Raw genomic sequence first — 13,316 nt, 5'->3', positions numbered from 1 at the left:
CCCGGTACTCCTCGTCGGAGTACCGGGGCCGCGGTGTGGCGCGGGCGGGACCTAGACGATGGTCCAGGTGTCGCGGCCGTTGAGCAGGGCCTGCAGGTCCGCGTCGGGCTTGGCGTCGCGGGCGGCCTGCACCTGGGCGCGGGCGGCGTCGTCGTAGGTGGTGCGGTCGGTGTTGCGGAAGACCCCGGTGACGGTGTGGGTGAGGTCCTGGTCCGAGAGCCGGGACAGGGCGAAGGCCAGCTCGTGGTCGGCGGCGTCGTGCACGACGATCTGTGCGGCGTCCACCGAGGCGGTCTCGACGACCTTGAGCTTGAACCCGTCCTGCACCACGGCGTGCGAGCCCTCGGCGCCGAAGACGATCGGCTCACCGTCGACGACGGGGATGAGCCGGTTGTCGGTGTCGCCCTTGCGGAGCACGTCGAAGCTGCCGTCGTTGAAGATGGGGCAGTCCTGGAAGATCTCGACCAGGGCGGAGCCGCGGTGCTCGGCGGCGGCCTGGAGCACGGCGGTGAGGCTCTTGCGGTCGGAGTCCAGGGCCCGTCCGACGAAGCTCGCCTCGGCCCCGAGGGCCAGCGAGATCGGGTTGAACGGGTGGTCCAGTGATCCCATCGGGGTGGACTTGGTGACCTTCCCGACCTCGGAGGTCGGGGAGTACTGGCCCTTGGTCAGCCCGTAGATCCGGTTGTTGAACAGCAGGATCTTGATGTTGACGTTGCGGCGCAGCGCGTGGATCAGGTGGTTGCCACCGATGGAGAGCGCGTCGCCGTCGCCGGTCACGACCCAGACGCTGAGGTCCTCGCGGCTGGTCGCGAGACCGGTCGCGATGGTCGGGGCGCGGCCGTGGATGGAGTGCATCCCATAGGTGTTGAGGTAGTACGGGAATCGCGAGCTGCAGCCGATGCCGGACACGAACACGGTGTTCTCGCGCTTGATGCCCAGGGTGGGGAGGAACTGGCGGACGGCGGCGAGGACGGCGTAGTCGCCGCAGCCGGGGCACCAGCGGACCTCCTGGTCGGAGGTGTAGTCCTTCGCGGTCTGCTTCGCGTCCGTGGTCGGGACGCCGTCGAGGCCGCCGATGGACGGCAGGCCCAGGTCGGTGGCGGTCATGCCTGCGCTCCAGTGGTCTCGTTGGCGATGTCGGACGCCGACTCCGGGTGCTTGCCGGTGAGGTAGTCCAGGAACACGTCCTGGAGCTCCTCGGCGCCGAACGGGAGCCCGGCGACCTTGGTGTAGCTCTTGACGTCGACCAGGTGCTCGGCGCGCAGCAGCATGGCGAGCTGACCGAGGTTCATCTCGGGGCAGAGCACCGTGCGGTAGCCGCCCAGGATCTCGCCGAGGTTGGCCGGCATCGGGTTGAGGTTGCGCAGGTGCACCGTGGCGACCGAGTGGCCCAGCTTGCGCACGCGCCGCGCCGCCGCGTTGATCGGGCCGTAGGTCGAGCCCCAGCCGATGACGAGGAAGTCCGCGTCGCCGTCGGGGTCGTCGACCACGAGGTCGGGGACGTCGATGCCGTCGATCTTGGCCTGGCGCAGCCGGACCATGCGGTCGTGGTTGTCGGGGTCGTAGGAGATCGAGCCGCGCCCGTCGGCCTTCTCCAGTCCACCGACCCGGTGCTCCAGCCCGGCGGTGCCCGGGATCGCCCACGGCCGGGCCAGGGTCTCGGGGTCACGCAGATACGGCCAGAACTCGCCGGACCCGTCGGGGGCGTTGGGTTCGGTCGCGAACCCCGGGTCCACCGTCGGCAACGACTCGACGTCGGGGATCTTCCACGGCTCGGAGCCGTTGGCCAGCGCCCCGTCGGAGAGCAGCATGACCGGGGTGCGGTACTCGACCGCGATCGCGGCGGCCTCGACCGCGGCGATGAAGCAGTCCCCCGGCGTGCAGGGGGCGATCACCGGCAGCGGTGCCTCCCCGTTGCGCCCGTGCAGGGCCTGGAGCAGGTCGGCCTGCTCGGTCTTGGTCGGCAACCCCGTCGAGGGCCCACCACGCTGCACGTCGATGACCAGCAGCGGCAGTTCCAGGGCGACGGCCAGGCCGACGGTCTCGGCCTTGAGCGCGATCCCCGGCCCCGACGTGGTGGTCACGCCGAGTGCCCCGCCGAAGGCTGCGCCGAGGGCGGCGCCGACACCGGAGATCTCGTCCTCGGCCTGGAACGTGGTCACGCCGAAGGCCTTGTGCTTGGACAGCTCGTGGAGGATGTCCGAAGCCGGGGTGATCGGGTAGGTCCCCAGGAACACCGGCAGGCTCGTCGTCCGCCCCGCGGCGATGAGCCCGTAGGCCAGGGCGACGTTCCCGGTGATCTGCCGGTAGGTTCCCGGCGCCAGGCGGGCCGGCGCGACCTCGTAGGTCACCGCGAACGCCTCGGTCGTCTCCCCGTAGGCGTGCCCCGCACGGAACGCCAGGATGTTGGCCTCGGCGATGTCGGGCTTCTTCGCGAACTTCTCCCGCAGGAACCGCTCGGTCGACTCGCTGGGGCGGTGGTACATCCAGGACAGCAGACCCAGGGCGAACATGTTCTTCGCCCGCTCGGCGTCCTTCTTCGACAGCCCGGTCTCCTCCAGGGCGCCGCGGGTCAGGGTCGCCATCGCGACCCCGTGTACCGCGTAGGGCTCCAGCGAGCCGTCCTCCAGCGGGTTCGCCGCGTAACCGACCTTGGTCAGGTTCCGCTTCGTGAACTCGTCGGTGTTGACGATCAACACCCCGCCCTGGGGCAGGTCGCCGATATTGGCCTTCAGTGCCGCCGGGTTCATCGCCACCAGCACGTCGGGGCGGTCACCGGGGGTGAGGATGTCGTAGTTCGCGAAGTGCAGCTGGAACGACGAGACGCCCGGCAGCGTCCCGGCAGGTGCCCGGATCTCCGCGGGGAAGTTCGGCAGTGTCGACAGGTCGTTGCCGAAGTTCGCGGTCTCGGAGGTGAAGCGGTCCCCGGTCAGCTGCATGCCGTCACCGGAGTCGCCGGCGAACCGGATGACCACCCGGTCGCGCTGGACGACCTCGGAGTCGCGTGCCTCGACGGGGGTGTCGCTGGTCGTCATGGGCTGATGGTCCCCAGTTCGGCGTCGAAATGTGCCTCGATACGTCGAGGTTAACTCCCGGTTCGGGCCCCTGTCCGGAGACCCGGAGCCACGTCACATAACCTGGGTTACGTTCGTGGTGACGGTCACTTCCTGCTGATCTTCTTCTGCAGTGCGGCGACACGTTCCGCGAACGCCTCGGAGTGCACCGTCTCGGCCTGCGCGCGGACCTCGACGTCGGTGGCGTCGGCGTGCGCGGCGAGCCGCGAGGTGATCCGCATCGTCGCCTTGGTGGTGACGATCAGGTCCCGCGGCGCGGCGGCCGCCCGGCCCGCGAGCTCGCGGGCGCCGGCCATCAGGTCCTCGTCGCTGTCGTAGGCACGCCAGGCCAGGCCGACGCGCTCGGCCTCGCGGGCGTCGAGGACGTCGCCGAACAGGGTCATCGCCGCGGTGCCCTGGGCGCCGAGAGCGCGCTGGGCCATCCACGTGTAGCCGCCGCCGGGGTGCAGGCCCAGCTGCATGAAGCGGACGTCGAACCTCGCGCTCGGGCCGGCCAGCCGGACGTCGCAGGCCAGGGCCAGGTTGATCCCGGCGCCGACGGCGGCGCCGTTGACCGCGGCCAGGGTCGGCAGCGGGGACGAGGCGATGGCGAGGAATCCGGAGTAGACGCGCTTGAGTGTGGCCGGGTCGGCCTCCTGCAGTTCGGCGAGGTCACCGCCCGCGCAGAAGGCGGGTGCCTGCCCGGTGACGACGATCGCGCCGACCGAGTCGTCGGCGTTCGCGGCCTCGACGGCGGCGACCAGCTTCTGCGAGAGGTCCAGGTTCAGCGCGTTGCGTCGTGCCGGGTTGGACACGGTGAGCACCGCGACACCGTTGGTGACCTCGGTGCGGACCTCTGTCGTGACATCGCCGTCGCTCATGGGCCCGACTCTTCCACGCCGGGTTAGCCTCACGCACGTGACGGGTGCACAGGTGACCGGGCGGGCCGAGCTGCCCCGCCACCACGCCGGCTGCTTCGCCTGCGGTGACGGTCCCGGCGGGCTGCGGATGCGCTTCGACGACCCGGGCCCCGACTCCGACGGGCGGGCCCGGGTGACGGGGGCGGTCGTCGTCGGCGACGCACACGAGGGCGCGCCCGGGCTGGCGCACGGCGACGTACTGGCCACGGCGATGGACGAGCTGTTCGGCGCGCTCCAGCACCACCTCGACGGCCACTTCGTGACCGCGGAGCTGACCACCCGCTACCGGGCGCCGGTGCCGCTCGGCACGACGCTGCACCTCGACGCGGTGATCGAGTCGGTCGACGGGCGCAAGCTGCGGGTCCGCGGCACGGGCAGGCTCGACGCCCCGGACGGCACCGTCGCGGTGTCGGCGACGGCGCTCTTCCTCGGCGTCACGCTCGACCACTTCCGCCGCTACGCCCCCGAGGGCACCCGCTTCCGGGAGCGGCACGCGCGCTGAGCCGCGGTCGGGGCGGGTCACACCCGGGAACGCACTGCCCGGTTCGTCCGTTGACCCGGATGACCCCCGAAGGACCGCACGGAAAGGCGACCCCGGCGTGCACAGCCACATGAACGGTCTGAAGACGGCCGTCCTCCTCGGCGCGATGAGCGCCCTGATCCTCGCGATCGGCGGGGTCCTGGGCGGGCGCGGCGGACTGGTCATCGCGCTCGTCATCGCGTTCGCGGTGAACGGGTGGGCCTACTTCAACTCGGCGAAGACGGCGCTGCGGTCCATGCACGCCCAGCCGATCACCGAGGCCGAGTACCCGCAGCTGTTCCGGATCGTCCGCGAGCTCAGCCAGCGGGCCCGCCAGCCCATGCCGTCGCTGCACATCAGCCCGACCGACGCGCCGAACGCGTTCGCCACGGGCCGCAACCCGCGGCACGCCGCGGTCTGCGTGACCACCGGTCTGCTGCACCTGCTCGACGAGCGCGAGCTGCGCGCCGTCATCGGCCACGAGCTCAGCCACGTCTACAACCGCGACATCCTGATCTCCTCGATCGCCGGTGCGCTCGCCTCGGCGGTGTCGTTCCTCGCGAACTTCGCGATGTTCGCCTCGATCTTCGGCGGCGGCGACGAGGACCGCCCGAACCCGATCGCGATCATCCTGGTCGCGCTGCTGGGGCCGATCGCGGCCGGCGTCGTGCAGATGGCCGTCAGCCGGTCCCGGGAGTACCAGGCCGATGCGTCGGGCGCCGAGCTCACCGGGGACCCGCTGGGCCTGGCCTCGGCGCTGCACAAGCTCAAGTACGGCACCGCGGCCGCTCCGCTGCCCCCGGACCCGCGGCTCACCGCGCAGTCGCACCTGATGATCGCCAACCCGTTCCGGCCCGGGGAGAAGATGGCGAGGTGGTTCTCCACCCACCCGCCGATCGAGGACCGGATCGCGCGGCTCCAGCAGATGGCCCGCCGCTGACCGGACCGTTCCGGGGGTGGTTGCGTGTCCCCGGGTCGCTGTTCCGTAACGGTTCGGGGTACCGCGAGCGATGGAACTCTCAGAGCAGAGCTCCCCCTGCGGAAGAGGACCCATGAGCGAGACCCCGTCCCAGAAGCCCCGCCACGCACTCACCGACACCGGTGGGACGCCGTCGGTGCCGCTCCGGGACGGCCCGGTCGAGGTGCCGTCACCGGCGCGCCCGGGGGACGACGTGGTCACCTGGGCCGGCCCGGGGGAGCAGGTCGCGCTGCCGACGGCCCGGTCGTCCTCGGACGCCGACGCACCGGTCGCGCCGACCGCCGATGCGGACGTCCCGGCCCCCTCCGCCCCGGACGCCGACACGGACACACCGGTCGCGCCCACCCCGGACACGGAGCCGCGGCCCCGTGCCCCTCGGGCGGCCGCGCCGGACACGATGCCCGACGGCGGGTCCTCCGACGACGCGCCCACCACCGCGCTGCCCGTCGTCCCGCGTCCCCGCGACGCGGCCGGTCCCGGTCGGCAGCGGCCGGTCGGCGGCCCGTCCCGGCAGGCCCCGGGCGCCTACGTCCCCGGGCAGTACGCCGCGGCGGCCCCGCGACACCCGTCCCGACCGATGGCGCCCCGGCACCCCGCGGCGGGCCGGCCCCCGGCGATGCGGCGCCGGCCGGAGCGAATCCCCTCGGGACCCGCAGCACAGGCGCCGGCCGTCCAGCGGCTCCCCGAGCCGTTCCGCGCGGCCCCGCTGCCCGAGGGCGGCGGTACCCGGACCTCCGGTGGCTTCCGGCTGCCCGACTTCCCGGCCCGCGCCCGACCGGTACTGCCCGCCGTCCTGGGCGCGGCGGCCGCGGTCGTCCTGGCCCTCGGTGTCGTCGCCGGGGTCACCGGCACGTCGGACGCGTCGCCGGCGCCCGCGCCCGCCCCCGTGTCCACTCCCTGACCGATCTGCTTGTATCCCCGCCGTGGGGATCTCCTGGGACGACTACCGCAGCCACGACGCCGTCGGGCTGGCCGCACTCGTCGCCGCGGGTGAGGTGAGCGCGGCCGACCTGCTGGAGGCCGCCGTCGCCCGCGCCGACGCCGTCGAGCCGGGCCTCAACGCCATCCGACTGCGCCTCGACGACGCCGCCCGCTCCCGCGCACGCGGCCCGCTGACCGGGCCGTTCGCGGGCGTCCCGTTCCTGGTGAAGGACCTCGCCCAGCACCTCGCCGGGGTCCCGACGGCGTCCGGCTCCCGTCCGCTCGCCGACCATCCGCGCCCCGAGACGTCGACGGTGGTCCGGCGCTGGACCGAGGCCGGTCTCGTCGTGTTCGGACGGACCGCCACCCCCGAGTTCGGTGCCCGCGCCGTCACCGAGCCCGCGCTCGGCGGACCGACCCGCAACCCGTGGGACCCCGGCCGCACTCCCGGCGGCAGCTCCGGCGGGTCCGCCGCGGCCGTCGCCGCCGGGATCGTCCCCGCGGCCGGCGCGAGCGACGGCGGCGGCTCCATCCGCATCCCGGCCGCCGCCTGCGGGCTGTTCGGGCTCAAGCCGGGCCGCGGCGTGACGCCGTCCGGGCCGGACGTCGCCGAGGGTTTCCACGGCGCGGCGGTGCAGGGCGTGCTGTCGCGGACCGTGCGGGACTCGGCGGCCCTGCTCGACGTGTCGGCCGGGCCGGAGCCGGAGGGCCCCTACATCGTGCGTCCGCCGGAGCGCCCCTACGCCGACGCCGTCCGGGACGACCCGGCGCCGCTGCGGATCGGGCTGGCCACCGCCTCGCCGCTGGGCACCGACGTCGACCCCGAGGCGGTCGCCGCGGCCACCGACGCCGCCGAGTTGCTGACCTCCCTCGGGCACGTCGTGGAGGAGTCCGCCCCCGCCCTCGACGGCCGGGCGCTGGCCACCGACTTCCTCACCACCTGGTTCTCCACGATCTCGGCCCAGGTGGCGGCGGCGCGGGCGCTGACCGGCTGCGGCGACGACGCCTTCGAGATCGAGACCCGGGTCATGGCCGCGATCGGCCGCGCCACCCCCGCGCCGGACTACCTCGCCGCGCTCGCCCGCCGCCAGGACCACACCCGCGCGCTGGCCGCATTCCACGAGCGCTACGACCTGCTCCTCACCCCGACCCTGGCCCGGCCGCCGTGGCCGATCGGGGAGCTGGCGCTGCCCGCCCCGGCCCGGATCGGCGCGCAGGCGCTGCTGCGGGCCGGCGCGTCCGGCCTGTTCGGACGGCTCGGCCTGGTCGAGAGCCTGGTCGACGCCAACTTCGCCCCGGTGCCCTACACCCAGCTGGCGAACCTGACCGGGCGGCCCGCGTCGTCGGTGCCGCTGTACCGGACGGCGTCCGGGCTGCCGCTGGGCGTGCAGTTCGTCGGGCGGCCGGGGTCCGAGCCGCTGCTGCTCGCCCTGGCGGCGCAGCTGGAGCGGGCGCGGCCGTGGGCGCACCTGCGGCCCGCGGTCTAGGGGCCGACGAGCCGCGCGAGCTCCCGCACCCGTTCCCGCTGCACCCCGGCCGCGGCCGGGGCGTGGTGCAGCAGACCGTCGACGGCGTGCACCAGGGTTCGCGGGAGCCCCTCCTGGTCCGCCGTGCCGGGAGCCCGCCCGCTCGCCCGACCACCACGATCGGCGACAGCCTGTCGATCGTGGGCGTATGGCGTGGCGGGCGGGAGGTGTCCGGCCGCGCCGGGGTCGGCCCGGCTACCGATAGTTGGTGAACTGCAGCGCGATGCCGAAGTCCTTGGACTTGAGCAGCGCGATGACGGCCTGCAGGTCGTCCTTCTTCTTGCCCGAGACGCGCAGCTGGTCGCCCTGGATCTGGGCCTGGACGCCCTTGAGCTTCTCGTCGCGGATGGCCTTGCTGATCTCCTTGGCCTTGTCCTGCGCGATGCCCTGCAGGATCTTGCCGCCGGCCTTGTAGGCCTTGCCCGACAGCTGGGGCTCGTCCACCTCGAGGGCCTTCAGGCTGATCGAGCGCTTGATCAGCTTCTCCTTGAACACCTCGATCCCGGCGAGCAGCCGCTCCTCGGTGTCGGACTCGAAGGTCACGGCCTCCTCGCCGGCCCATGCGACCGTCGTGTTGGTGCCGCGGAAGTCGAAGCGCTGCGACAGCTCCTTGGCGGCCTGGTTCAGCGCGTTGTCCACCTCCTGGCGCTCCACCTTGCTCACGACGTCGAACGACGGGTCGGCCATCGGTCACTCCCTCGGGTCGGTCGGGGCCCCCTCGTCGGGGGCCGTCGGTCGTGTCGTATCCTCGTTCACGCACTCAGCAAGAGCGACGTGCACCCCGGCTGGTTGCCCGAGCGGCCAAAGGGAGCGGACTGTAAATCCGTCGGCGTAGCCTTCCCAGGTTCGAATCCTGGACCAGCCACAGCAGGTGAAAGAGGCCCCCGACCAGCGGAAACGCTGGGACCGGGGGTCTTTTTCGTTGTCCCGGTGTGTCCGGCCCAGGACGGGACCTGCGGGGCGGGGACACCGCCGTCGAACCAGGTGGACACCGCGGCGTGCGGGCCACCCCGGGCACCGCGGAACAGCCGGCCTTCGGTGGTGGTGTCGTGCTCGTCGCGGCGGCGCGGGGCCGGCCACGCCTGCCCCGTCGCTCGCCCACCACACCCCCGGCCCGTTCGCCGCGCCGTGACCGGCCACCCGGCCCCTCAGCGCGGAGTGGGGGCTCTCTCCCATGGAGGAGCAACGGCATCCGATGCGACCGCTGGGGCCGGGGCGTCGAAGTGGATCGCGAGTGCGACGGCGTCGTCGTGGGCGGGGTCGGAGAGCGTCGCCATCACGGCATCGACGATGTCATCGGGTGTCCCAGGAGATACCTGCTCGATGGTGGCGAGCAGTGCGTCGGTGGCGGTGTCGACATCGAGGCCGGGGCCGTCGACCAGGCCGTCGGTGTGCAGCAGCAGTGTGGAGCCGGGCTCGACGACGCGTTCGTGGTCCGCGCGCTCCTGGCCGATGGTGAAGTCGAACCCGAACAGGGCGTCGTGGTCGGTGAGGAGTTCGGTGCTGCCGTCGGGGTGGATCAGGATCGGCGGCGGGTGGCCGGCGTTGGTCCAGCGCAGGAGCCACCGGCCGTCGGCGGTGCGGTGGGTGTAGGCGAGCACGGCGGTGCCTGCGGCGCCGAGGCGGAGTTCGTGGTTCGCGGTCTCGAAGGCCGAGAGCACGGTCGAGGGCGGTCGGCCGGAGTGGTCCCACGCTGCTTGGCGCAGCATGGACCGGGTCTGTCCCATCAGCGTGACGGCGGGGAGGTCGTGGCCGACGATGTCGCCCACCGAGATCCCGACCATCGGGACGTCCGGGCGCCCGGGGTGGGTCATCACGGTGGCGTCGTACCAGTCCCCGCCGACGTTGAGTCGGGCGTCGGCCGGGATGTAGCGGGCGGCCATGGTGAGTCCGTCGATGTCGGGGAGCACCGTCAGCATGGCGTTCTGCATCTCGTGGGCCACGGAGGTGCGGTGGTGCAGGTCCCGGGCACGTTCGAGTGCCTGCCCGGCGTAACCGGCGATGGTGGCGATCGTGAGCAGGTCCGCGGTCTCCACCGCATCGGGCCGGTCCCAGCCGAGCAGGATCGCACCGGCGGGAGCACCGCGGCCCGGGACCGGGGCAGCGACGACGGTGTGCACGCCACGGCGTCGCATCGCCTCGGCCGCCTCGGCCGGGTGTGCTGCGGCGAGGTCGTCCTGGTTCCCGTAGTGCACGACGCGCTGCTCCCGGATCGCGATCGCCGCTGGGGTGCGCACGCGGAGCGTCGTGGTCAGTCGCTGGTCCACAGTCGGATCGATGTCGACGGCACCATCGAGATCCCCGGCTTCTGCCGGTGAACGGGCATCGGCAGGCAGGCTGTGCAGACGACCTGTCCTGTCGCGCAGGACGGTCTCGACGTAGGAGGGGGCCAGCTCGCCCCCGAGCAGTTCGTCGATGCGCGCTCGGACGTCGGGCACGGTGCTCGTGTCGGTGAAGGACTGCGAGGCTCGCAACAGCATCTGGCCACGCAGGTGCGCACGCCGTTGGACGGAATCGGCCTCGGCGCGGAGGATGGTCTCGGTGCTGGTGTCGTACCGGGCCAGGCGGAGGCGCAGCTCGGTCGAGCACGATCGGGCGATCTCGCCGAGGGCGATGGTCTCCTCCGCCGTCCACCGGCGGGGCTCGTTGTCGATGGCGCAGAGCGATCCGAGGACACGGCCGTGCTCGTCGGTCAGCGGCATCCCGGCGTAGGCGATGACGCCGAGGTCCGGGATCGCCAGGTTGTCCCTGAACCGAGGGTCCATCCGGGCGTCAGCGATGACCAGGGACTGCCCTGAGGTGACCACGTACTGGCAGAACGAGTGCGTCAACGGGGTCGACCGGGCGATGGCGGCAGGCCCGGTCAACCCCGCCATCCCGGGGAACACCTGCCGGTCGGGCTGCACCAGAGTCACCAGAGCGATCGGGGTCGCCAGCGCGCGACGGACCCAGGCGGCGAAGCGTTCCATCTCCGGATCCGACTCCGACCCGAGCCCCGAGCGCCGTAGAGCCGTCAGCCGCTCCGGGCTGTAGAGGGCAGCGCACTCGGGAGCCGGCCCCATCGTGCCGCTCGTGATGTCCTCGGGCATCCTGCTCCTGGGCGTCCGGCTCACACCAGTCGTCGGGTGGTCTGCGAATGATGACGCAGGGTCGTGGGTACTGCTTACCGATGGTCGGATCGGACGTCCAGTTCGTGACACTCGACCGAGGGGGCAGGATGACCCGGTCGTTGTCCCACCCCTACCTCGATCACTCGTGCCTGCCGTTGTTGCGCCGGTGGATCCGGGAGCACCTCCCTGCGGTCGACGACCTGGTGTTCCGCGCCGAGGTGGTCTGCACGGAGCTGGTGGCCAACGCGGTCGATCACGTCGGTGGTGGCGGCGACGTCCGGATCCGCCCCACGCCGGGTGGATGGCTGATCGAGGTCGACGACACCGACCCCGAGGGTGTGCTCACCCCAGGACGATCCCGCCTCGGCAGCAATCGCGGTAGGGGGCTGACGCTCATCAGCGCCTTCTCCTCGTGGGGCGTGCGACGGACCCGCGACGGGAAGACAGTGTGGGCTGTCATCGACGTCGCGGAGTGACTCTCGGCCGGGAAGGTCCGCGCCGCGGCGCAGGCCGCACGGGCGCCTACGGCGACGCTCCGCGATGGCTGCGCCCCCTTTCCGTACGTGCGCTGACGGAGTCCACCACGCGCCGACCCGGCCCGCCGGCCGCGGGTTGCGGCGAGGCGCAGGCGCGCCCCACGGTGATCGACCAGGGCCCGCGCGCGCACCGCTCTCACGGCGTGCGCCGGTGCCACCGGTGACGAGATCCGCCGAACGGCTCTAGCCACGGTCGGGCACGGCGGTCACGCTCGTTCGACTGCCCTGGAACCCGGAGGCGACCCGTTCGCGACTGTGCGAGTGCGCCGTTCCGCTGGAGTGGCGGTGGCATTCCGGCTCCGGCCCCGGGACACACTCCGATCGAGCAAGGAGCCCAACCCTCCATGCCGGGTATCGCCGTCAAGGCCTCGTCGGACCGGCCCGTCACATCGGCATTCGACCCCGAGGGATCGACGCATCGCCGGTTGTGGTCCATCTACGTGGCCGGTCGGCTCGATGCGGGCCTCGCAGTTCGGGTCCTGCGCCTGCTCGACGCCCAGCTGGAACCCATCCAGGCCGTCGGCGCGGGTCCAGTGGTCGTTGTTCCGGGCGAGGTGACCGAGCAGCGCGCCACGGTCGGGGTCGTGGCCGGCCGCAGCATCGACCAGCCGCGGCGCGACGCGGCGAACGCGTCGTCGAGACCGGTGGCTTCCGGCGGCATCCACACGGTGACGGCGTCGAGCCCGTCCCGGTTGCGTCGACGACGTGCACCAGGCCGTGCGGGACGCCGACCTCGCGCAGCAGCAGCTCCCGGCTCGCGCCCAGGCGTCGTGGGTGCTCGACCGCATCGATCGTGTGACGGGTGAACGGGTGGTCGAGGAACGCCGCGGTGAGCGGTTCCGCGGCGGCGGGGGCGTCGCAGGTCGTGGCGATCCGGGCGGTGCGTGTCATCGGCGTCGACAGCAGACGGCGGCACGCCGCTGCTCGAGCGGGTTCCAGCCCACTCTTCCGGGGTGGATCCGTCCGGCGGAGGGTGCGATCCGGTGTCGCGATACCCCGCATGTCACTACGACAGGGTGACGCGGCGACACGGCCGTGCGGATGGTGCATCACGGAGCGTGTTCCGGGAAAAGGGTACGCGTCCGTTCGGGTCCACTGTGGTGACGATCCGTCGCGGACGGCGTCCGGAAGCGACGCCCACGCCGATTCCTGGCTGCCGGAAGAGAGCAATAACCTCGCGGTCAGTAATGCCCATCGTCCGATAGTGGTAGAAAGTTCGTTGGATCGGGGACGGACCGGATAGCGTTCTGTGCATCGGCGGGGCTCCCGAACCCACGCCGAACACGCCGGTCCGACATCGGACCCCGTACACAACGGAGAAATAACTGTGCTGAAGAAGGCTGGAATCCTGACCGCCGGCGTCACCGCTGGTCTGCTCGCCATCTCCCCGCTCGCCTTCGCGGGTGACGGCGGCTGGGACAAGGGCCACGGGCACGGCCACGGCGGCGACCGCATCAACGCCGACCAGATCAACAACCTGGAGAACGACCGCAACAGCGTCCAGTCCGGTCTGGTCAACGTCGGCGACGTCAACGCCCTGAACAACGCCAACGTGCTCAGCTGCTCGCTGAACAGCGCCGACGTCGCCGCCAGCGTCCTCGGCATCCTGGGTGGCCAGGCCACCAACGGTGAGGACGCCCCGTCCTTCAGCGACTGCTCGCAGGGCGACAGCCAGACCAACATCCAGGACTGAGTGCACCTGCACCACCGGGCACGATGACGGGACCGTCTTCCCGTCATCCGTGACTCTG

General features: G+C 72.4%; 11 protein-coding genes and 1 tRNA gene. 7 read left to right on the top strand and 5 right to left on the bottom strand.

Translation table 11 applies throughout. The features are described from left to right. Positions 1-51: 51 nt before the first annotated feature. The 3 genes from ATL51_RS13245 to ATL51_RS13235 all read right to left on the bottom strand — a co-directional run bounded on the left by ATL51_RS13245 (position 52) and on the right by ATL51_RS13235 (position 3,934). On the bottom strand, positions 52-1,107 hold the full coding sequence (locus ATL51_RS13245; protein ID WP_100878762.1) for a 2-oxoacid:ferredoxin oxidoreductase subunit beta: 1,056 nt from the start codon (positions 1,105-1,107) through the stop codon (positions 52-54). Continuing rightward, complete coding sequence (locus ATL51_RS13240; RefSeq protein ID WP_100878761.1) at positions 1,104-3,035, bottom strand: 2-oxoacid:acceptor oxidoreductase subunit alpha; 1,932 nt, start codon at positions 3,033-3,035, stop codon at positions 1,104-1,106. The genes ATL51_RS13245 and ATL51_RS13240 overlap by 4 nt, the downstream gene beginning before the upstream one ends. A 125-nt stretch (positions 3,036-3,160) precedes the next feature. Then, positions 3,161-3,934: an enoyl-CoA hydratase gene (locus tag ATL51_RS13235; protein ID WP_100878760.1), complete on the bottom strand. Its 774-nt coding sequence runs from the start codon at positions 3,932-3,934 to the stop codon at positions 3,161-3,163. 37 nt (positions 3,935-3,971) lie between these two features. On the opposite strand from ATL51_RS13235, the gene ATL51_RS13230 reads away from it, so the two are divergent. From ATL51_RS13230 to ATL51_RS13215, 4 genes are all read left to right on the top strand, one after another. Further along, positions 3,972-4,475, top strand: a complete 504-nt coding sequence (locus tag ATL51_RS13230) for a PaaI family thioesterase (RefSeq protein ID WP_157818350.1) — start codon at positions 3,972-3,974, stop codon at positions 4,473-4,475. A gap of 97 nt (positions 4,476-4,572) precedes the next feature. After that, positions 4,573-5,433, top strand: coding sequence for a zinc metalloprotease HtpX (gene htpX, locus ATL51_RS13225; protein WP_100878758.1), 861 nt, complete (start codon positions 4,573-4,575; stop codon positions 5,431-5,433). A gap of 112 nt (positions 5,434-5,545) precedes the next feature. Further along, positions 5,546-6,373 carry a hypothetical protein gene (locus tag ATL51_RS13220; protein ID WP_100878757.1) on the top strand — a complete coding sequence of 276 codons (828 nt, stop codon included), beginning with the start codon at positions 5,546-5,548 and terminating at the stop codon, positions 6,371-6,373. A gap of 28 nt (positions 6,374-6,401) precedes the next feature. Continuing rightward, complete coding sequence (locus ATL51_RS13215; RefSeq protein ID WP_100880686.1) at positions 6,402-7,880, top strand: amidase; 1,479 nt, start codon at positions 6,402-6,404, stop codon at positions 7,878-7,880. Between the two features lie 234 nt (positions 7,881-8,114). Here the strand turns inward: ATL51_RS13215 and ATL51_RS13210 are convergent, their stop codons facing one another. After that, positions 8,115-8,606: a YajQ family cyclic di-GMP-binding protein gene (locus ATL51_RS13210; RefSeq protein ID WP_062397949.1), complete on the bottom strand. Its 492-nt coding sequence runs from the start codon at positions 8,604-8,606 to the stop codon at positions 8,115-8,117. Positions 8,607-8,702: 96 nt separating this feature from the next. On the opposite strand from ATL51_RS13210, the gene ATL51_RS13205 reads away from it, so the two are divergent. Next, positions 8,703-8,784: transfer RNA gene (locus ATL51_RS13205), tRNA-Tyr, on the top strand. Between the two features lie 283 nt (positions 8,785-9,067). Here the strand turns inward: ATL51_RS13205 and ATL51_RS13200 are convergent. Next, complete coding sequence (locus ATL51_RS13200) at positions 9,068-10,888, bottom strand: GAF domain-containing SpoIIE family protein phosphatase (protein WP_167409997.1); 1,821 nt, start codon at positions 10,886-10,888, stop codon at positions 9,068-9,070. 248 nt (positions 10,889-11,136) lie between these two features. On the opposite strand from ATL51_RS13200, the gene ATL51_RS13195 reads away from it, so the two are divergent. Beyond that, positions 11,137-11,505, top strand: a complete 369-nt coding sequence (locus ATL51_RS13195) for an ATP-binding protein (protein WP_157818349.1) — start codon at positions 11,137-11,139, stop codon at positions 11,503-11,505. Between the two features lie 1,387 nt (positions 11,506-12,892). Then, on the top strand, positions 12,893-13,258 hold the full coding sequence (locus tag ATL51_RS13190; protein WP_073576513.1) for a hypothetical protein: 366 nt from the start codon (positions 12,893-12,895) through the stop codon (positions 13,256-13,258). Positions 13,259-13,316 lie beyond the last annotated feature (58 nt).

The organism is Pseudonocardia alni, from assembly GCF_002813375.1.
In the GTDB taxonomy this organism is placed as follows: Bacteria; Actinomycetota; Actinomycetes; order Mycobacteriales; family Pseudonocardiaceae; genus Pseudonocardia; species Pseudonocardia alni.
This window is presented reverse-complemented; position numbering and strand designations above follow the sequence as displayed.

Excerpts from the sequence above, each read along its gene's own strand:
- ATL51_RS13245 (WP_100878762.1), bottom strand. The coding sequence starts at position 1,107 with ATGACCGCCACCGACCTGGGCCTGCCGTCCATCGGCGGCCTCGACGGC.
- ATL51_RS13240 (WP_100878761.1), bottom strand. The coding sequence starts at position 3,035 with ATGACGACCAGCGACACCCCCGTCGAGGCACGCGACTCCGAGGTCGTC.
- ATL51_RS13235 (WP_100878760.1), bottom strand. The coding sequence starts at position 3,934 with ATGAGCGACGGCGATGTCACGACAGAGGTCCGCACCGAGGTCACCAAC.
- ATL51_RS13220 (WP_100878757.1), top strand. The coding sequence starts at position 5,546 with ATGAGCGAGACCCCGTCCCAGAAGCCCCGCCACGCACTCACCGACACC.
- ATL51_RS13210 (WP_062397949.1), bottom strand. The coding sequence starts at position 8,606 with ATGGCCGACCCGTCGTTCGACGTCGTGAGCAAGGTGGAGCGCCAGGAG.
- ATL51_RS13200 (WP_167409997.1), bottom strand. The coding sequence starts at position 10,888 with ATGGAACGCTTCGCCGCCTGGGTCCGTCGCGCGCTGGCGACCCCGATC.
- ATL51_RS13195 (WP_157818349.1), top strand. The coding sequence starts at position 11,137 with ATGACCCGGTCGTTGTCCCACCCCTACCTCGATCACTCGTGCCTGCCG.